The organism is Pseudonocardia yunnanensis, from assembly GCF_039534065.1.
Lineage (GTDB): Bacteria > Actinomycetota > Actinomycetes > Mycobacteriales > Pseudonocardiaceae > Pseudonocardia > Pseudonocardia yunnanensis.
Window position 1 is genome coordinate 44,096 of sequence record NZ_BAAAUS010000017.1, and the last position, 19,206, is coordinate 63,301.

Here is a 19,206-nt window from a genome sequence, read left to right on the forward strand (position 1 = left end):
CTCCCCTCAGCCCAGCGCCGCACGGATCGAGGACAGCTCTCCGGTGCGCTGCTCCTCCTGTGCCTGATAGCTCGCGCCCGTGCCCTGTATCGCCTCGCCGATCGTGCGCAGCGCCTCGTTCAAGGCACGGGCGTCGGCGTCCCATCGCGCCATCAGCGCCGTGAACGCCGTGGACGCCTCTCCCCGCCATGCCCCCGCCAACGGGGCGAGCCTGCCGCGCAACGTGGCGAGATCGGCCTGCACGGCGTCGTTCACCGCGAACACATGCCTTCCGGCCCGCTGCATCTCCTCGACGGTGGTGCCGAACCCGTCGGCCATGTCGATCACCCCTGTTCCCGTTCCAGCCGTCTGCTGCCGGGCCACCGTCGCAGGGGTGACGACGGCGCGGGGCCGAACCAGCGAGATCGTGTGCGGGTGCGAACGGCTGAGCGCGAGCGGGCCACTCGCCTGCTCAGGCCCGTCGCACCGAGGCGACGACGATGGCGCAGGCCGCCTGCACCGCTGCGCTCCCGGACGCCGTCTGCTTGCAGCCGACGCTGAGCTGAGCATCACCGTCGAGGAGCACGAACCACTCGACGGCCGTGGGGCCCGCCTCCTGCTGCCGGTAGGTGGCGACCTCGCGCCCGGCGATGCTGGTGATGCGGAAGTCCGAGAGCGGGGACCCACCCACCACGGCCGTGTCGAACTCTGCGCGCAGCTCCGCCCGCGCTCGTTCGGGCTCGGCACCGGTGTCGTAGCCGAGCGGACTCCGCTCGACCGCGATGAGATCACTGCCCTCCGGCGCCCCGGCCGGGGTGAGCAGGGTGCGGCGCCGCGCCGGCAGGCCGCCGGTGTGCTCCCACCCCGACGGCACGTCCAGCCGGTAGCCGTACTGCACGAGCACGCCGGCCGGCACCGCCGTCGACGGCGATGGCAACAAAGCGCCCACACCGAGGAGGCCTGCGACGACACCGGCGGCCGCGACGAGCAGCAGGACCGTGCGCAGCGGCCTGCGGGTCCGGGGAAGCGGTGGCGGCAACCTGCGGGCCACGAACGCCTCTGCGGCCCGCTCGTGGCCGACGGAGGGCGAGCCGAGGGCACCCGGGCCGCGCGACGAGGACGGGGCGTTCGCACGCATGGGCGGCACCCGGCCGACAGCGCCGGGCAGCATCAGCGCCCCGAGCACCGCGGCGACATCGGGCCGCGGGGCGACGGAGACCTCGTCGCCGATCCCGGCCTCGTCGAGCAGCTCCGCGAGCAGCGGGGTGCGTGCGACCCCGCCGACGAGCAGTACCCGTGCCGGCCCTGTGCGGTGCACCACCTCGTGCAGTGCGTCGATCGCCACACCGAGGCGCCTCGCCAGCGGTTCGCGCACCTCGTCGGCGACCACCCGGACCGGCTCCGGGGCCCGCGTCCAGACCTCGGGCAACAGGGACAGTGCCTCGCGCACCCGCTGCGCCTCCGCCCTCGCGGTCGGGTCCCCGTGCGGAAGTCGGAGCAGCTGCATCAGCACCGCATCCAGATCGGCCCCACCGACCGGTCGGGACGTGACGGCGAGCAGGCGCCCGGCCGCGTCCCAACGCGTGGCCTCTGCCGTGGTCCGTCCGACATCGAGCACGGCCACGGCGCCGAGCCCCGCCGCGGCGAGCGGGGCCGGGACGGCTCGGACCCGCCCGCCGAGCCCTACGCATTCGCCCAGCGACGACGCGACCCGCGACGAGGGCCAGCTCACCGGGTGGACGAGCACGAGCTCCTCGGGCGCCGGTGCGAGCTCCGCCAGCAGGGACGCCACCGTGGCGCCGGGAGCCGCTTTGCGCGCCACCAACCACGGCTCCCCGTCGGCACCGGCGGCTGCCATCCGCGCGGTGGTGCTGCCCAGCTGAACGGCGACGCGGACCGGCGTGCCGCTCACGGCGCGGCGACCGGCAGCGGGTGCTGCACAGCTCCGGTGGCGAGGGGTGTGGTCTCGCGGATCGGCCGCAGCGCCGCCCAGCCGCTCACGGCCCGCATTCCACACCGGGAGACTTCGCGGCTCACGGCTCGTCCTGCGTGTCCGGCGGCAGCCAGGCCAGCTGGACCCGCCGGGCCCCGCGCCGCCGGTCGACGAGGGTGGCCCGGCCGGGAGGCAGGGGCGAGGGTTTGACCGACTCCACCAGCGCGCCCTCGTCCGAGCTGCCGTTCATCACCAACCCTGGTGCGCCGAGCTCACGCAGCCGCCCCAGCAACGGGTCGAACAGCGCGCGGCTCGCACCGCCGCAACGACGGGCGACGATCAGGTGCAGGCCCACGTCCTTGGCCTGTGGCAGGAACTCCACCAACGGAAGTAGCGGGTGCTCGGCACCGCCGCCGGGCGCCACCAGGTCGTAGTCGTCGACGAGCACGTAGACCTCGGGCCCGGTCCACCAGGTGCGCTCCCGCAGCGCCCGCGGCGTGACGTCGGGGCCGGGCATCCTGCGGCGGAGCGAGGCCGCCACCTCACGGGCGGCTTCGGCGGTGGCGCCTGCTGTGCTCGCGTAGCCGATCAGATGGCTCTCCGGCACCACGCCGAGCAACGTGCGGCGGTGGTCGACGACCACGATCCGCGCGGCTTCCGGCCCGTGCCGGGCGATGACTCCACGCGCGACGAGGCGCAGCAGGTTGGTCTTGCCGCTCTCGGCGTCGGCGAAGCACAACAGGTGGGGTTCCGCGACGAGGTCGAGCTCCACGCGGTCGAGCCGCTCCTCGTCCACGCCGATCGCGATTCCGCACGACCCGGGCGGCGCAGGCGGAAGCGCGTCGTGGTCGATGCGTTCGGGCAGCAACCGCACCGGTGGGAACCCCGCGCCCGGCCATGCCGCGGCGACCGCGGCCACCAGCGCGGGCTGATCGGTGGCCCCGGTGCTGAGCTGGGGCGCGGCGACGACGGCCGGAGCACCATCGGGCGCGAGGCCGTGTGCGGGGCGGCTCGGTACCTCGGCGGCCCGGCGACGGTCGACCTCCGACTCCGCAGGCTCCCCGAGCCGCAGCTCGATGCGGCCACCGAGGAGGTCCTTCACGGCCGGGCGCAACTCGCTCCACCGTGTGGCCGACACCGCGAGGTGCAGCCCGTAGGCCAGGCCCTGCGCGGCCAACGGGAGCAGCCTCGCCTCGAGGTCGTCGAACTCACCGCGCAGCGTGAGGTACCCGTCGACGACGAGCAGGAGGTCGGTGCAGGGCTCGCCCGGGTGAGCACCGGCTGCGCGGCGTGCCCGGAACTCCTCGACGGAGGCGATCCCGGCCTCGCGGAAGAGGCGTTCGCGGCGAGCGAGCACAGCGGAGAGCTCCGCGACGGTACGTCGGACGAGGTCGGTCTCCTGGCGTGCGGCGACCGTGCCGACGTGTGGGAGAGCGGCGAGTGGGAGGAGCGCTCCGCCGCCGAAGTCAAGTACGTGCACACCCAGTTCGTCGGGTGTGTGCGTGAGCGCGAGCCCGAGCACGGCCGTGGCCAGCGCGGTGGACTTGCCCGTGCGCGGCCCACCCACCACCGCGAGGTGTCCGGACCCACCGGCCAGGTCGATCACGAGAGGGTCGCGTCGCTGCTGGTAGGGCCGGTCGACCAGACCGACGGCCACGCGGAGCGGGGCCGCCCGGTGCGACATCGGGCGTCGACCGGGCACCGCCCGGACCGGGCCGAGCACCTCGTCCAACGGCGGCGGGAGATCGAGCGGCGGCAGCCAGACGCGGTGGGCCGCGGGGCCCTGGCCGGCCATCGCCGCGATCACGGTGTCGAGCACGGTGAGTCCGTCGGATTCCTCGGCCGGCGCGGCCGGCTCCGACGGGGCGACCACCGGAACCGGTCCCACCCGGAACGGGTACGCAGCGGCCCTCCCCGCCACCTCTCCGCGCATTGGTGCACTGCCCGGACCCGACACGTAGGCGGCGCGGAACCGCACGAGCTCGTCGGTGCCCGTGGCGAGGAAGGCCGACCCGGGCGCTGAGGGAAGCTGGTGGGCGTCGGGCACACCGAGCACCGCACGCGACTCCGACGCGGAGAACGTGCGCAGGGCGATCCGGTACGACAGATGCGACTCCAGCCCGCGAAGCCGTCCCTCCTCGAGGCGCTGGGACGCGAGCAGCAGGTGGATTCCGAGAGAGCGACCGAGCCTGCCGATCGTGACGAGGAGCTCGATCAGTTCGGGACGCTGGGTGAGCAGCTCGGAGAACTCGTCGACCACGACGAACAGCGCCGGCAGCGGCGGCAGGTCGGCCCCCGCCCGGCGCGCCGCGGCGTATTCGGCGACCCCGACGAGGTTGCCCGCCGATCGCAGCAGCTCCTGGCGGCGGGTGATCTCACCGGCCAGTGCGTCGGCCATGCGGTCCACCAGCGTCAGCTCGTCGGCGAGGTTGGTGATCACCGCCGATACGTGCGGCAGCCCGGCCAGCCCGAGAAATGTGGCCCCGCCCTTGAAGTCGACGAGCACGAGGTTCAGCTCGGCGGGCGAGTGCGTTGCCGCGAGACCGAGCACGAGCGTGCGCAGCAGCTCGCTCTTGCCCGACCCGGTGGCGCCGACGCACAGCCCGTGTGGCCCGCTGCCTCCCTGCGCCGATTCCTTGAGGTCGAGCATGACCGGGCCGCCGCGCTCGTCCACCCCGATCGGGACGCGGAGCCGGTGGGTCTCGGAGCGGGCCCAGCGGGCGCGTAGCGCCGCGATGCCCGCCTGGCCGGGCTCCAGCCCCAGCAGGGTGGGCAGGCCCGGCGCGGTGCGCGGGGTCGCCTCACCCACCGGCTCCGCGCCTCCCTGCCGGTAGCGGGCGAGCCGCCGCGCGAGCGCACGCGCCTCCGCAACGCCCAGCACGTCCGGCTGCCCGATCAGCGCCGGTCGCTCGTCGCCGGCGTGCGGCGCCTGATCGCCGCCGATGCGGTGCAGCTCGCCCGGCCCCACGAGCAGCCGCACGACGGACGGGCCAGGGCGCCGCCCCGGTGGCGCGCCGACCCGCAGCACCGTGACCCCGGCGACGCCCGCCCACGGCCCCGGCCCCTCGGCCACCTCGTCGACGACGACGAGCAGGTGCGGTTCGCCCATCCCCGGTCCGGCGGGTCTGCCTGCGAGCTCGGCCACCCACCAGCGGCGCACGTCGTCGGCGTCGGCGGAGATCATCCGCAGCCGACCGACGGCGTCGCGACGGCGTGGATGGCCGACGTGCGGCAGCCACTTCACCCACTCCCACTCCGGTGCGAGGGTGGGCGGCGCGACGACGGCGAGCAGCGCATCGGACGGGCTGTGCCAGAGCGCGTACTGGGCGACGACGGCGCGGGCGAGCGCGCGGGCAGGCCCGAGACCCGCAGCAGGGTCGGCCGGTTCCAGCCACACCGTGGAGCTGGCCCGCAGCGACAGGGCGACCGGAAGGTCGGGCACGACGGCGTGGCCCAGCAGGAACCGGCGCAGCGCGAGCGCGGTGACCGGCTCGAGGCCTTCGACCGGCCCGGTCTGCGGGGCTACGAGCCGCGTGGCCAGCCGCTGGGCCCCACGTCCGATGCGCAGCTGCCCGAAGTCCGGATCCGCGGCCCTGCGTTCCCAGAGGCGACCTGCCGCGAGCACCGCGGGCCAGGCTGCCGGATCCGGGTGCACCGACTCGAGCACGGTGCGCTGCTCGGCCGCGATGCCCCGCACCCGGCGGCGCAGCACCGACAGGTAACGCAGGTAGTCGCGCCGGTCCTCGTCGAGGCCCGCCGAGCGCTCCGCGCCGCCGCGACCGGCGCCGGTGAGCATCATGCTGAGCGTCGAGATCGCGAACATGCCACCGAACAGCCACGACGTCGGGTTGCCGACCCCGAGTACGGCGACGAAACCGACGGACCCGAGGAGCATGACGACCGGCAACAACCGAGCCGGCACACCCGCGGGAACGATCCGCTCGGGTTCCGGGGGCGGTTCGAGCGTGAGCTCTCCGCCGGGCGTCCGCGGCGGCAGGCGCCTCGGCCGGACGACCCCCACCGTGCCCATCGGCACCCCTCCCCGCCGTTTCCGCCGACCCCCGACGACTTCCACCGAACGGGCCCGCCCGGGGCCTCGGCGCTGCGATGCTAGGCAGCCGACGGGGGCCGCCGGGGCCGTTCCGGAGAAGTCGTCCCGTCGCTCGGGGGGAGAGAAACGACCATGCGCGCGCCCGCCGCCGATGCGGCCTACTGCCGGCTCACGGTGCTCGCCCCCCGTGCCCGGGTCGACGTGGCGCTGCCCGCCGACGTGCCGGTGGCGGAGCTGGTGCCGATGGTGCTGGAGCTGATCGGCGAGCCGGTGTTCGGCCTGCGTCCCCTGCCGTGGCGGCTGTCGGGAGTCGCCGGGGGGCCGCTGCCGACGGAGGCCACTCTCACCGAACTCGGCGTGCTCGACGGCGAGCTGCTGCGCATCGCCCCGGAGGGCCCGGCCCCGGCTCCGCCGGTCTTCGACGACCCTGTGGACGCGCTGGCGGCCACGGCGGCCTCCGCCACTTCCGGCGACCGGCGGTTCGGTGCGGGGGCGGTCCTCGCGGTGGCGCTTTCCGCGGCGGCGGTGCTGGCGGGCGCACCGGGCGCCACCCGGACGCCGGCTGCAGTGGTCGCGGCGCTGGGCGCGGTGGCCACGGTGGCCCTGGCGGCTCGTCTGGCCCGCCGTGCCGAGGAGCAGGACGGCGGGTCGGTGCATCCGGCAGCGGGGGCGGCCGCGCTGGCGGCCGTGGCGCTCGGGGGCGCGGCGGGGTGGGCGGCGTTGTCCGCGTCCGGTGGCGCAGCGCAGCTGCTGCTGGCCACCGTGGCGGCGGGCACCACGGCCGCGGTAGCCCAGATCGCGCTGCGTGTGGTGGCTCCGATGCTCGTCGGCATCGTCGTGGCAGCGGTACCTGTGGGCGTGGCCGCTCTCGTGGTCCTGCGGTTCGGCGTCGCCCCCGCCGCCGCGGCCACGGCCGTCGGTGCGGTCGGCCTGGCCGTCGGCCCCGTGCTGCCGCGGGTGGCGCTGCGACTCGCCGGGTTGCCCCGTCCGGTCGTTCCGGCCGATGGGAGTGAGCTCGTGGACGCCGACGACGGCCCGGATCTGCTGCCGCCCGACGAGCTCGCAGAACGTGCCGACCTGGCCCGCGGCTACCTCGCCGGGCTGGTCGGCGGATGCGCCGTGGTCACGGCCGGTGCCGCGCTGCCGGCGGCCGGGGCAGGCGGCTGGGCGGGCCCGGTCTTCGCGACGGTCGTCGTGGCGGTGCTCGGCCTCCGCGCGCGCAGCTTCGCCGACCGGGCCCCGGTTCGGGTCCTGCTGGCGAGCGCGATAGCCGCGGGCATCGGGCTAGCCGTCATGGCGGCCGTGCACGCGGGCACGGCGTTCCGGCCGGCAATCGCGGCAGCCCTGCTCGTCGCTGCGGCAGCCGGCGCGCTCACGCTCGGCCGCAGCGCCCCGCTGGGCTCCCCCGTCTCCCGCCGGGCGGTCGACCTGCTGGAAGGTCTGCTCATCGCCGTCGCGATCCCGCTGGCATTCGCCACGATGGACCTGTTCCGGCTGGTCCGGGGCCTGTGAGACGGGTGGTGTGCGCGATCGTCACGGCGCTCGCGCTCACCGGGGTGCCGGTCCCCGCCGCGGCCGACCCGGCGCCACCCCCGGTCGGCGTCGAGCCTCCGAGCGGCCGCCCGCCCGGGGCCGCACCCGGTCTTCGTCCGCCACAGCGCTGCACCCCTCCCGCGGCCGACGGCCGACCAGCCGATTACGCAACCGCCGCCCGTCTCCAGCTGCGCGAGGCCCATCGGCTGGCCACCGGTCGCGACGTGCTCATCGCCGTGATCGACACCGGTGTCTTCCCGCACCGGCTGCTCGGCGGCAGGCTGCGTGGCGGCGGGGACTACCTCACCGGAGGCGACGGTCTCGACGACTGCGACGGGCACGGCACCGCCGTGGCCGGGCTCCTCGCCGCGGCCGCGGAGCCGGCCGGCCGTGGCAGCACACCGATCGGCATCGCGCCCGGCGCACGCCTGCTCGCAATCCGCCAGTCGAGCTCGTCGTTCGAGGTCTCCGCTCCCGGCGGCACCACACGTCCAGCGGGCGACACCCGCACCCTCGCGGAGGCCGTGGTGCTGGCCGTCCGCGAAGGCGCCGACGTCATCAACATCTCGGGAGCGGTGTGCGTGCCCACCGACCTGGCGGCCACAGCGGGCGCCCGACTGCACGCCGCGCTCCGCTACGCCGTGGAGGCCGATGTCGTGGTCGTGGCGGCAGCGGGGAACGTGGGCACGGGCTCGTGCACCGACCGAGGAACGGGACAGGTGTCGCTCCCGGGCTGGTACGACGAGACGCTGCTCGCCGTGGGCGCCGTCGGTCCGGACGACAGCGCCGCGCCGTTCACGGTGCCCGGCCCCTGGGTGGACGTCGCCGCTCCCGGCACCGGGCTGCGCTCGCTGGCCGTCGGTGGCGGCACCACGAGCTCGGGCCTCGACGGCACGAGCTTCGCCGCACCGTGGGTGGCCGGCCTGGCCGCGCTCGTGCGCGAACGCTTCCCGGACCTGACCGCTCGGCAGGTGGCCGACCGCATCATCGCCACGGCCCGCCGGCCCGCGGGTGGCCGCGACGACCGGCTGGGCCACGGTGTGATCGACCCCGTCAGCGCGCTCACGGCCGTGCCCGCCGTGCTCGAACCGGCCGCTGAACGGCCGATCGAGCGATCGGTCGCGCCGCTGCCCGGCACCGCGCCACACCCGACTGCGCCGGAACCGGCGAGCCCGCCGTTCGACCTCGCGGCAGCCTGCCTGCTGCTGGCGGCCGGCGCGATGGCAGCGGTGCTGCTGCGCAGCCGCCCACGGCGCACCCGCTGACCCCGTGCCCGTCCACGGACGACGACGGGCAGGCTCACCCCGCCGGCAGAACGTCCACCATGCGGCCCGCCGCCGCGAGGTCCAGGGCCGGGCCGCTCGGGAGCAACCGCAGCACGGCCTCCGGCGCGGGCTCGGCGGAGGTGATCCCGAGAGCGGCGGCAGTGGCGTCGTCTGCCACTCCGAACGCGACCCCGGTGGCAGACACCAGCCACAACGGCCCGCCGGCCGGCGAGCGTCCCGGCCCGGTCGCCCGTACCGCGCCGCCGGAACCCGCCACGACGGCGTCCACCTTCGGCCCTGACCCGTCGGCCTGCGCCAGGCTCACCGGCTGCGCCGGTGCCGGCTCCGCCCCGCCTGCCCACACAGCGCCGCCGGTGGACGGCTCCCCGGCGGCGGTCCACGTCCAGCACACCACCGGGGCATCCGTGGGTTCGCGCAGCCGTGGGGCGCCGGGAGGCCAGCCCTCGACGGCAAGATCGCCGACGAGCGCGGCCTCAGCCAGCTCGTCGGTGCCGAGGGGGATGTCCCGTGCCTGTCCCGCGGCCACACGCAGCAGCTCGGCCAGCAGGTCCGGCACCTCTTGCAGACCACCCGTCAGCACGACGAAATGTCGCGGGTCACCGCCGACCGGCCGGGTCGTGAGGACGTCGCCGATCCGTCCGGGCAGGCCGACCGGAGCGGGACGGCCCCGGCCTGCCACCTCGGGCGTGGCCAGCGCGACTCCTTCGGGGAGCAGCGACACCAGATCGGGAGCGGCGGCCCGGGGCACGCGGGCGGTGAGCCCGAACGCGGCGAGCACCCTCCCGTCGCCGGCGTCGACGCGGTGGCGACGGCCGCCGGTCACCAGCCATGTCACGCCGTCGGGCCCGTCGAGCAGCACTCCGTCATTCGCGGGCATCGGCTCCGGGGCCGTCGGCATGCCGGCCACCACGGTGGTGCCGACGAGCGCGCCGTCGGCCGTGGTCCGGTCACACACCGCCCACCGGGGTGGCACGGTCGAGTCCGGCCGGACGGCCACCGCGCCCGGGACCGCGGCGGTCGGGGTGCGCGGGGCCCCATCGAGGGAGCCGTCCGGCACCGTGACGGGCGTGGCCTTCGCCGGGTCGGCGTCGGTGCTGCCACCTGAGCGCAGCGCCGCGAGTACGAGCCGGGCGGCGGGGAGGTTGGCGACCGGGACCAGCCGGTCGGGCCCGTGCGCCACGACGTACATCGCCCCGGAGTCGGCCCCGATGACCACGGCGGCGTCGGTCCACCTCGGGCTCGGTGCCATCCGCGCGAAGAGGGCCGCGACACAGATCCCGAGCAGCCCCAGCGCCACACCGGCGAGCGCGGCACGGCGCTGCGACCGGATCTGCTCGTGCAACGGCACGGGATCGCCGCGGACCAGCGCAGCCTCCATGCGGCGCAGGCCGAACCGGTACGCATCGGCCTGGTCGCGGGTGGCGGGGGCCCGCACGGCGCTCGGTCGGGGCACGGCCAGACGCTAACCGCGCGAGTCGCCGCGCCGTGGCCGTTCGGGAGAACTGGTGGCGCTACCCGACCGAGATGGCGTCGAGCCGCTCCCGCAGGAACGGGGCCGAGACGACCGGAGCCAGATCCGCGCGGCGGCCGATCGGCGGAGCGAGCGGGGTGACCAGCGCGTCGTGGTCGAGCTCGAAGAAGAACACCAGCGAGATGAGCTCCTCGTGCGGCGACTCGGCCTGCGGCGGCAGCACCCGGTGCCGTCCGGAACGCCAGCGCATGCCCGTCCAGTGTTCGAGGAGGTCGCCGATGTTGACCGTGAACGCGGACCGGTCGTACGGGGCGTCGGTCCAGCCGATGCCCTCGATGTCGACCTGCAGACCCCCCGCACCCGGCTCCCGGTCCAACACCGTGACGGTGCCGAAGTCGGTGTGCGATCCGATCCGGAACTGCCCCGGCGCGGGCGGGCCGACCTCGGTGAGCGGTGGGTACCGGTTGATGTTGAACGTCCACGTCGGGTGGCCGGCCAAGGCGGTGAGCGTCTCCCGCCGCAGGCCCAGAGCATCCGCGCACAGCTCCAGCAGCTCGCGCGACACCGCTGTCATCGCAGCCACGTACCGGCCGACCGCGTGCTCCAGTGCCGGCACCTCGGGCGGCCACACGTTCGGCGGGAACCACACGTCGTCGACCTCCGGATCACCGGTGGGTGTGTCCGGCCCGACCGCGAAGGACTCCTTCAGATCAGGCGGCGTCTCCACCCCCTCGACGTTTCCGTTGGCCTCCACCCCCGGCGCGAGCCAGCCTCGCCCGCCGATCCGCACGGCGTAGCGGGCCTTCACCTCGGCAGGCAGCGCGAAGAACGCCCGTGCGGCCGCGCGCACCTCGGTACGCAGGGCATCGTCCACGCCATGGCCTGTGACCAGCAGGAATCCGGCCTGCTGCAGAGCAGCATCGACAGCGGGACCGACGCCCGCGTCACCGCTGCGCCACGCAGCCAGGTCGATCGTCGGAATCAAGAGGGCTCCCCGATGTCCTCGTGCCACAGGTCCGGGCGGGCGGCGATGAAGTCGGTCATGAGCTCGACGCACCGGTCGTCGTCGAGCACCGTGATGGAGACGCCGTGCTCGGCGAGCCAGTCGTGGCCGCCGTGGAACGTGCGGGCCTCGCCGATGACCACCGCGCCGATGCCGAACTGGCGCACGAGCCCCGAGCAGTACCAGCACGGCGACAGCGTCGTCACCATGATCGTCGAACGGTAGTCGCGTTGCCTGCCCGCCGCGCGGAACGCGGCGGTCTCGGCGTGCATCGACGGGTCGTCGTCCTGGACGCGGCGGTTGTGCCCGCGTCCCAGCAGCGTGCCGTCGGCGGCGAACAGGGCCGCGCCGATGGGGATGCCGCCCTCGGTGAGGCCGGCTTCGGCCTCACCGAACGCGACGTCGAGCAGCACGGCCGGGTCGGACACCGCCGGTACGGGCAGGGTGGTCACCTGCTCACTCTGCGCGGCGACCGTCCGCCCCCGCAACAGGCGCTCTCCCTGCGCGGCCCGCCTGTCGCCGGAACAGCAGCGCGTAGACACCGGCCGAGAGCGCAATGCCGACGAGGAACGTCACGTCGCCCACGCCGGGCACCAGCCGTGGGATCAGCCCGACGAACAGCACCTGGTTCGAGAAGAGCGGCACGGACACGACGATGCCCACGAGGAGGGCCACGACGCCGGCAGTGTTGCGGTGGCCGCGGTCGTAGAGCAGTTCGGTCGGCAGCCGGTCGCGGCGCAGGTACTGGTCGGTGAGCACCACGCCGAGCCACGGCCCGATCCAGTAGACGATCACCAGCAGGAAGCCCTCGTAGCTGTGGGCGGCATCGCCGAGCGCGAGCAGCGCGATGACGAGACCGACCACGCCGAACGCCGCAGCCACCACGGCCCGGGCCCAACGCAGCGGGACGTCCACGCCCATGCTGAGGAACGACATCGCGCCCGAGTAGACGTTCAGCACGTTGGCCGCGATCGCCCCCAGCGCGATGGCCAGCAGCGTGAGGCTCGCGAGCGCCCCGGGGAGCACTCCGACGAACGCCGTGGTCGGGTTGTCCGACAGCACTCCCGCTGCCGCCGTCGCGCTCACCGATGCCGCTCCCACGATCATGAGCACGGTGGTGGAGCCGAACAGCCCGAGGCCGGCAGCGAGCCCTGTGCGCAGACGGGGGGAGTCGGCCGGCAGGTAGCGCGCGTAGTCGGCCGCGTACGGGCTCCAGCCCGCGGAGTAGCCGAAGACGGCGCCGACGGTGAGCAGGAACCCCCCGACGCCTCCGGTGCCTCCGCCGGCGGGCACGGCCGACGGGTCCGACTGCGCCAGCACGATCACGGCCCCGACCGCGAACACCAGCGCGAGGACGGGGAAGGCGAAGCGTTCGAAGACCTGCACGAGGTTGTGGCCGACGAACGCGACGGCGATCTGCACGAGCACGACGACCGCGAGCCAGGTCGCCGGGTGCAGTCCGGTGAGCGAGTTCAACGCGAATGCCGCGCTGACGCTGTTGACCGCGAACCAGCCGAACCCGGACGTGATCGTCATCAGTCCGGCCGGCAGGGCGTTGCCCCGATAACCGAACGCGAGCCTGCCCAGCACCATCTGGGGCACGCCCGCCAGCGGTCCGCGGGCCGAGAGCACGCCGTGCGCGATCGCCGCGAGGCCGTTGCCGAGGAGCACAGCCGCGACGGCCTGGGCGAACGTGAGCCCGAAGGCCTGCACGGACAGGACGCCCACGAAGATCGTGGCGAACTCGAGGTTGGGCGAGGTCCAGGTCCAGAACAGCTGCCGCGGGCGGCCGTGCCGCTCGTCCGCCGGGATCGGCTCGTTGCCTCCCGGCTCAACGGCGATCACGCGTTCGCCGTAGTCGCGCCCGGTGGGCACCACGTCAGGTGCGGGGTCGGGTGCGGGCTCCGGCGTCACGTCGGCACCAGCTGCAGCGACCGAGGAGTCGAGACGGGAACCCTCACCGTAGGGGCGGGGCGACGGTCAGGCCGAGCTCGCGCAGGATCGCGTGGATCTGCTCCACCGGCGACATCCCGGGCCGCTCCCGCAGTTGGAGCACCGCACGCTCCACCTGTTCCGCTGTCACGGTGCTCGCTGCCGGTCTCTGAGCCGGCACCGTCCCTGCTCGATGCGCGGTCGTGGCTGCCGGATGCGCGGGCGTTGCGCACGGCGAAACCGCGGATTCGGTGGGTTCGATCAGCCGCGTGGGGGGCGTGGTGAGCACGGCATCTCCGTTTCTGGTCTGCAGGCACGGGGGGCGGGCCGGGATACCGGACACGCCGGATCGATCACGGTCTGGGCGCAGAGCACCCACTCCCATGGGCAAAGGGGGGTCGCCCGAGGGAGTTACGCACTTGGTTGTGACGACAAGATCAAAGGGTGGGGCGCACAGTGTGACTGCCACGGGCCACCGGCGCCAGAGCGCGGAACGATCTCTCGGCGCCGAGCGCGCCGACTGTGCGCTACTGCGCGCCGAGCACGCGCTTGCGGCGTGTGGCGTCGGCGCGGGCGGCGAGCTCGGCGTCCGGCGGGTAGTCCACGGCCACGAGCGTCAGGCCGTGGGCCGGGGCAACGGGTACCTCGCTCGCCCGCTCGCCGCGGGTGAGCAGCTCGGCGGGCCACGCCCCCGCCCGCCGCCCGCGGCCCACGTCGAGCAGCGCGCCGACCAGGCTCCGCACCATCGAGTGGCAGAACGCATCGGCGGACACGGCCGCCTCCACGACGCCGCCGCCGGCCTCCGTCCAGGACAACCGCTGCAACGCTCGCACCGTGGTAGCTCCCTCGCGGCGCTTGCAGAACGCGGCGAAGTCGTGCTCGCCGAGCAGACGTTCGGACGCATCAGTGACCGCCGTGAGATCCAGCGGATGCGGCCAGGAGAGCGTGTCGCGGGCGCGCAGCGGCTCCGCGCCGTGCGGCGCGGTGGCCACCCGGTATCGGTAGTGGCGGCGCAGCGCCGAGAACCGGGCGTCGAAGGCCGCGGGAACGGGGATGACCGCGCGCACCCGCACGTCGGACGGCAGCAGCCGGGCCAGCCTTCGCACCAGCCACGTCCCGTCGAGGTCGGCAGCGAGGTCGACATGCGCCACCTGGCCGGTGGCGTGCACCCCGGCATCGGTGCGCCCGGCGACGGTCAGCTGCACGGGCGCCCGCACCACCGTTGAGAGCGCCTCGGTGAGCACCCCGCACACCGTCCGGCGGGCCGGCTGCATCGCCCAGCCCGAGAAGTCGGTGCCGTCGTAGGCGATGTCCAGCCGGAACCTCTGCGAGTCGCCCGTTTCCCGATCGCGACTCGCTTCTTCGGCAGGGCCGAGATGCCCCGGAAGACCCGCGAGCCCGCCGTCACGGAGGACGGCGGGCTCGACGGGGTGGTGCGGGTGCTGCGCGACTATCAGGACTCCTCGGTGGAGTTGTCCTCACGCTTCGACGCGGGCTGACCGGACCCGGCAGCCGGAGCGGCGCTCTCCTCGGCCGGAGCACTCGTGGTGCCCGTGGCCTCGGTCTCGACCGCGGTGGGCTCGGTCGCCTCGGTCTGGTCGGTGGCCGGCGTCTCGTCGGCAGCCGGAGCCGCCTCGGCCGGAGCCGGGGTGGCGGGCTTGCGCTGCGACGACGCGACGCGACGGGCGCGCTCTGCCTCGTCGGTGACCGTCTTCTGCTGGACCAGCTCGATCACGGCCATGGGGGCGTTGTCGCCCTTGCGCGGCAGCGTCTTGGTGATCCGGGTGTAACCGCCGTCGCGGTCGGCGAAGAACGGGCCGATGTCGGCGATGAGCCGGTGCACGACCGTCTTGTCGCGGATGACCTTCTGGATCTCGCGACGGTTGTGCAGGTCGCCACGCTTGGCCTTGGTGATCAGGCGCTCGGCGTAGGGCCGCAGCCGCCGGGCCTTGGCCTCGGTGGTGGTGATCCGGCCGTGCTCGAACAGCGCGGTGGCCAGGTTGGCCAGGATCAGCCGCTGGTGCGCAGGCGACCCGCCGAGACGAGGCCCCTTGGTGGGCTGAGGCATGGCTACAGCTGCTCCGTTTCTGCGTAGTCCTGGCCGTCGTCCCCGAAGTGCTCGGGGTCGAACGTTTCGGAGCCGAAGTCGGCGGCCGCAGCCGACGGGTCGAATCCGGGCGGGCTGTCCTTGAGCGCGAGCCCGAGGCCGACGAGCTTCATCTTGACCTCGTCGATCGACTTGGCACCGAAGTTGCGGATGTCGAGCAGGTCGGCCTCGCTGCGGCCCACCAGCTCACCCACGGTGTGGATGCCCTCGCGCTTCAAGCAGTTGTACGAGCGGACGGTGAGGTCCAGCTCCTCGATCGGCATCGCGAAGGCCGCGATGGTGTCGGCCTCCTGCGGCGACGGGCCGATCTCGATGCCCTCGGCGTCGACGTTCAGCTCGCGCGCGAGGCCGAACAGCTCGACGAGGGTCTTGCCGGCCGAGGCCAGCGCGTCCCGGGGCGTGATCGAGGGCTTGGTCTCCACGTCGAGCACCAACTTGTCGAAGTCGGTGCGCTGCTCGACACGGGTGGCCTCGACCTTGTAGGTCACCTTCAGGACCGGCGAGTAGATGGAGTCGACCGGGATGCGGCCGATCTCGGCGCCGGTGGCCTTGTTCTGCATGGCCGGGACGTAGCCACGGCCACGCTCCACGACGAGCTCCACCTCGAGGCGGCCCTTGTCGTTGAGGGTGGCGATGTGCAGGTCCGGGTTGTGCACGGTGACGCCGGCCGGAGGCACGATGTCGCCCGCCGTGACCGGGCCGGGGCCCTGCTTGCGCAGGTACATCGTCACCGGCTCGTCCTCCTCGGAGCTGACGACCAGCTCCTTGAGGTTGAGGATGATGTCGGTGACGTCCTCCTTCACACCCGGCACGGTGGTGAACTCGTGCAGCACGCCGTCGATGCGGATGCTGGTGACCGCCGAGCCGGGGATCGAGGAGAGAAGCGTGCGCCGGAGCGAGTTGCCCAGCGTGTAGCCGAAGCCCGGCTCCAGCGGCTCGATGACGAACCGGGAACGGGTGTCGACGACCGAGTCCTCGGTCAGGGTGGGTCGCTGAGAGATCAGCATGGGTTGGTGCCTCCTCACACCCTGCGGCAACCGCTATTTGATGCCGCAGTGGAAATCCCCCGGCCCCTCCCTGCGGGGCCGGGGGTGTCGAGCTGCTACCCGAGGCAGATCACTTCGAGTAGAGCTCGACGATCAGCTGCTCGGTGACCTGCGTGTCGATCTGCGCACGCTCGGGCAGCTGGTGGACCAGGATTCGCAGGTTCGACGGGACAACCTGCAGCCAGCCAGGAACCGGGCGGTCGCCCAGCAGCTCCTTGGCGATGATGAACGGGTCGGTGGCCAGCGACTTCGGCCGGACGTCGATGACGTCGTACTGCGACACCCGGAAGCTGGGGATGTCGACCTTCTTGCCGTTGACAGCGAAGTGGCCGTGGTTCACCAGCTGACGGGCCATCCGCCGGGTGCGGGCGAGCCCGGCCCGGTAGACGACGTTGTCGAGCCGCGTCTCGAGGATCTGCAGGAGGTTGTCGCCGGTCTTGCCCTGGCGACGGTTGGCCTCTTCGTAGTACCGGCGGAACTGCTTCTCGAGCACGCCGTACGCGAAGCGGGCCTTCTGCTTCTCCTGCATCTGCAGGAGGTACTCCGTCTCCTTGATCCGGATCCGGCCGTGCTGGCCGGGCGGGTAGGGACGACGCTCGAACGCCTGGTCGCCGCCGACGAGGTCGACCTTCAGTCGGCGGGACTTGCGGGTCATGGGTCCGGTGTAACGAGCCATGTCTTGTTACTCCCTTTCCCTAGACCCGGCGCCGCTTGGGCGGGCGGCAGCCGTTGTGCGGCTGCGGGGTGACGTCGGAGATGGTGCCGACCTCGAGGCCGGCGGCCTGCAGTGAACGGATCGCCGTCTCACGTCCGGAGCCGGGGCCCTTGACGAAGACGTCGACCTTCTTCATGCCGTGCTCGGCGGCCTTGCGGGCGGCGTTCTCGGCGGCCATCTGCGCGGCGAACGGCGTGGACTTGCGCGAGCCCTTGAAACCGACGTGGCCTGCGGAAGCCCACGCGATCACGGCACCGGTCGGGTCGGTGATCGACACGATGGTGTTGTTGAAGGTGCTCTTGATGTGCGCGTGGCCGTGCGCGACGTTCTTCTTCTCCTTGCGCCGGACCTTCTTGGGCCCGGACGCAGCGCGAGTGCGGGGCGGCATTACTTCTTACCTGCCTTCTTCTTGCCGGCGACCGTCTTCTTCGGTCCCTTGCGGCCGCGGGCGTTGGTCTTGGTGCGCTGGCCACGCACCGGCAGGCCCCGGCGGTGCCGGATCCCCTGGTAGCAGCCGATCTCGATCTTGCGACGGATGTCGGCCTGCACCTCACGGCGCAGATCACCCTCGACGCGGAAGTTGGTCTCGATGTACTCGCGGAGGGCGGCGAGGTCCTCGTCGGTCAGGTCCTTCGACCGCAGGTCGCGGTCGATCCCGGTGGCCTCGAGGATCTGGAGGGATCGGGTGCGCCCGATCCCGAAGATGTAGGTGAGCGCGATCTCCATCCGCTTGTCGCGGGGGAGGTCGACGCCGGCAAGGCGTGCCATACGGCGGGGTTCTCCTCTGTTCCGTTGAGCCAGGTCTGCCCGACGCCCGCCCCGGCCCGCCGCCTCATGCTCGCGCTGTGCCGGGCCCCGGCCTGGTTCCGGGGGTGGACCGGGCCCGTGTGGCCCGGTAGGTGCGCCAGGTTCCTCTGTGTTGCTGGTGTCTCGTGTTGTAGCTGGTGGTGCTCGGTGGTGCGCCGTCTGCGACGGCGACCGCGATCAGCCCTGGCGCTGCTTGTGGCGCAGGTTCTCGCAGATCACCATGACCCGCCCGTGACGGCGGATCACCTTGCACTTGTCGCAGATCTTCTTGACGCTCGGCTGGACCTTCACGTCCGTCGCTCTCTCAGTTGGTGTCGGTGTGTCGAAGTGGCGTCACGAGCGTCGCCACCGGTGAGGGTGACGACGCGGCTTCGTCACTTGTAGCGGTAGACGATGCGGCCGCGGGTCAGGTCGTACGGCGACAGCTCGACCACAACCCGGTCCTCCGGGAGGATCCGGATGTAGTGCTGGCGCATCTTGCCGCTGATGTGGGCAAGGACCCGGTGTCCGTTCTCGAGCTCCACGCGGAACATCGCGTTCGGCAAGGGCTCAACCACCCGGCCCTCGACCTCGATCGCCCCGTCCTTCTTGGCCATGTCCTCCGCGTTCCGTGACAGGTGTGCGTACTCTCGGTTCCGTGCGTAGGCACGTCGCTGCTCCGGGACCGTGAGGTGCGGGGAGGCACGACGGAACCGGCGCCGTAGGGCGCGCCGAACTCCCAGTGTACGACCGTTGCGGCCGCACCCGCACATGGGGTAGACGCCCCACGGGGTGGATCTGGTCACCCCGCACTACTGCCGCCTGTCGCGCACCCAGGACGACAGCAGCACCAGCCCCCACGGACCGGCCACCCATATCCACCACGGGTACACGAACGAGGCCGTCGCGATGCAGCTCATTGCCCAGATCGCGATCGTCACGACGCTCGCCCCGGCCCACCCGATCACAGCTCCGCGCAGGTCCCGCTCCTGGAGCGCGTCGAGATCCTGGAGCGGGCCCGGCTCAGGGGGCGGCGGGGTGGCGGCCGGTGGCGCCGGCGGCTGACCCGGCAGGTCCACGGTGAGCGCACGCAGGTCGGCGTAGGTGCGGGCGGCGAGCGTGGCGGTGATGCGCTCGTCGAACTCGTCGAGGTCGAGCCGGCCCTCCGCGTGTGCGATGCGCAGCCGGTCCAGCACCTGCTCCCGGTCGACGTCTCCGGCTCGCATGTTCTCGGGCCGCACGTGCGGCGGGCCGGGATCCGCCGTCTCGTCCACAGCTCCATGGTGCCTCCGGCTGCCTCGCACAGCCACCGGCGAACGGCTCCGACCTCGCCGGATCGGGCAAATCACGCGCTTGCCGCACCC

At 73.5% G+C, this 19,206-nt stretch carries 20 protein-coding genes; 2 read left to right on the forward strand and 18 right to left on the reverse strand.

Annotated elements, in window-relative coordinates; all coding sequences use genetic code 11:
- Window positions 1–6: 6 nt before the first annotated feature.
- The 4 genes from ABD743_RS16900 to eccCa form a co-directional block, all read right to left on the reverse strand.
- The gene (locus ABD743_RS16900; protein WP_241037490.1) at window positions 7–318 is read right to left on the reverse strand and encodes a WXG100 family type VII secretion target; all 312 of its coding nucleotides are present in this window, start codon (window positions 316–318) and stop codon (window positions 7–9) included.
- Between the two features lie 133 nt (window positions 319–451).
- Window positions 452–1,891, reverse strand: a complete 1,440-nt coding sequence (locus ABD743_RS16905) for a type VII secretion-associated protein (RefSeq protein ID WP_344723038.1) — start codon at window positions 1,889–1,891, stop codon at window positions 452–454.
- Window positions 1,888–2,016 carry a hypothetical protein gene (locus ABD743_RS16910; protein ID WP_344723039.1) on the reverse strand — a complete coding sequence of 43 codons (129 nt, stop codon included), beginning with the start codon at window positions 2,014–2,016 and terminating at the stop codon, window positions 1,888–1,890. The genes ABD743_RS16905 and ABD743_RS16910 overlap by 4 nt, the downstream gene beginning before the upstream one ends.
- Window positions 2,013–5,942 carry a type VII secretion protein EccCa gene (eccCa, locus tag ABD743_RS16915; protein WP_344723040.1) on the reverse strand — a complete coding sequence of 1,310 codons (3,930 nt, stop codon included), beginning with the start codon at window positions 5,940–5,942 and terminating at the stop codon, window positions 2,013–2,015. Before eccCa ends, ABD743_RS16910 begins: the two co-directional genes overlap by 4 nt.
- 153 nt (window positions 5,943–6,095) lie before the next feature.
- Here eccCa and eccD point away from each other — a divergent pair, with 153 nt between their 5' ends.
- Together eccD and mycP are read left to right on the forward strand one after the other, a co-directional pair.
- Complete coding sequence (gene eccD, locus ABD743_RS16920) at window positions 6,096–7,475, forward strand: type VII secretion integral membrane protein EccD (protein ID WP_344723041.1); 1,380 nt, start codon at window positions 6,096–6,098, stop codon at window positions 7,473–7,475.
- A complete protein-coding gene (gene mycP, locus ABD743_RS16925) occupies window positions 7,472–8,761 on the forward strand; it encodes a type VII secretion-associated serine protease mycosin (RefSeq protein ID WP_344723042.1) in 1,290 nt (429 codons plus the stop codon). Before eccD ends, mycP begins: the two co-directional genes overlap by 4 nt.
- A gap of 34 nt (window positions 8,762–8,795) precedes the next feature.
- Here mycP and eccB read toward each other — a convergent pair whose 3' ends face one another.
- The 14 genes from eccB to ABD743_RS16995 all read right to left on the reverse strand — a co-directional run bounded on the left by eccB (window position 8,796) and on the right by ABD743_RS16995 (window position 19,116).
- On the reverse strand, window positions 8,796–10,235 hold the full coding sequence (eccB, locus tag ABD743_RS16930) for a type VII secretion protein EccB (RefSeq protein ID WP_344723043.1): 1,440 nt from the start codon (window positions 10,233–10,235) through the stop codon (window positions 8,796–8,798).
- A gap of 58 nt (window positions 10,236–10,293) precedes the next feature.
- Window positions 10,294–11,238, reverse strand: a complete 945-nt coding sequence (locus tag ABD743_RS16935; protein WP_344723044.1) for an isopenicillin N synthase family dioxygenase — start codon at window positions 11,236–11,238, stop codon at window positions 10,294–10,296.
- Entirely contained in the window at window positions 11,235–11,708 is a 474-nt protein-coding gene (locus tag ABD743_RS16940; RefSeq protein WP_344723045.1) for a nucleoside deaminase, read from the reverse strand. The genes ABD743_RS16935 and ABD743_RS16940 overlap by 4 nt, the downstream gene beginning before the upstream one ends.
- Before the next feature lie 4 nt (window positions 11,709–11,712).
- Window positions 11,713–13,170: a purine-cytosine permease family protein gene (locus ABD743_RS16945; protein WP_344723046.1), complete on the reverse strand. Its 1,458-nt coding sequence runs from the start codon at window positions 13,168–13,170 to the stop codon at window positions 11,713–11,715.
- Window positions 13,171–13,213: 43 nt separating this feature from the next.
- A complete protein-coding gene (locus ABD743_RS16950) occupies window positions 13,214–13,339 on the reverse strand; it encodes a hypothetical protein (RefSeq protein WP_344723047.1) in 126 nt (41 codons plus the stop codon).
- Between the two features lie 376 nt (window positions 13,340–13,715).
- Window positions 13,716–14,504: a tRNA pseudouridine(38-40) synthase TruA gene (gene truA / locus ABD743_RS16955; protein ID WP_344723228.1), complete on the reverse strand. Its 789-nt coding sequence runs from the start codon at window positions 14,502–14,504 to the stop codon at window positions 13,716–13,718.
- A 137-nt stretch (window positions 14,505–14,641) separates the two neighbouring features.
- Window positions 14,642–15,256: a 50S ribosomal protein L17 gene (gene rplQ, locus ABD743_RS16960; RefSeq protein WP_344723048.1), complete on the reverse strand. Its 615-nt coding sequence runs from the start codon at window positions 15,254–15,256 to the stop codon at window positions 14,642–14,644.
- Between the two features lie 2 nt (window positions 15,257–15,258).
- The gene (locus tag ABD743_RS16965; RefSeq protein WP_344723049.1) at window positions 15,259–16,302 is read right to left on the reverse strand and encodes a DNA-directed RNA polymerase subunit alpha; all 1,044 of its coding nucleotides are present in this window, start codon (window positions 16,300–16,302) and stop codon (window positions 15,259–15,261) included.
- Window positions 16,303–16,411: 109 nt separating this feature from the next.
- Window positions 16,412–17,017 (reverse strand): 30S ribosomal protein S4, encoded by a 606-nt coding sequence (gene rpsD, locus ABD743_RS16970; protein WP_344723050.1) that lies wholly within the window; start codon window positions 17,015–17,017, stop codon window positions 16,412–16,414.
- Window positions 17,018–17,036: 19 nt separating this feature from the next.
- Complete coding sequence (gene rpsK / locus ABD743_RS16975; protein WP_241037478.1) at window positions 17,037–17,444, reverse strand: 30S ribosomal protein S11; 408 nt, start codon at window positions 17,442–17,444, stop codon at window positions 17,037–17,039.
- Entirely contained in the window at window positions 17,444–17,824 is a 381-nt protein-coding gene (gene rpsM, locus ABD743_RS16980; RefSeq protein WP_344723051.1) for a 30S ribosomal protein S13, read from the reverse strand. The genes rpsK and rpsM overlap by 1 nt, the downstream gene beginning before the upstream one ends.
- A 216-nt stretch (window positions 17,825–18,040) precedes the next feature.
- Window positions 18,041–18,154: a 50S ribosomal protein L36 gene (gene rpmJ / locus ABD743_RS16985; RefSeq protein WP_010148647.1), complete on the reverse strand. Its 114-nt coding sequence runs from the start codon at window positions 18,152–18,154 to the stop codon at window positions 18,041–18,043.
- Window positions 18,155–18,237: 83 nt separating this feature from the next.
- Complete coding sequence (gene infA / locus ABD743_RS16990) at window positions 18,238–18,459, reverse strand: translation initiation factor IF-1 (RefSeq protein WP_028929190.1); 222 nt, start codon at window positions 18,457–18,459, stop codon at window positions 18,238–18,240.
- A 195-nt stretch (window positions 18,460–18,654) separates the two neighbouring features.
- The gene (locus tag ABD743_RS16995; RefSeq protein WP_344723052.1) at window positions 18,655–19,116 is read right to left on the reverse strand and encodes a DUF1707 SHOCT-like domain-containing protein; all 462 of its coding nucleotides are present in this window, start codon (window positions 19,114–19,116) and stop codon (window positions 18,655–18,657) included.
- Window positions 19,117–19,206 lie beyond the last annotated feature (90 nt).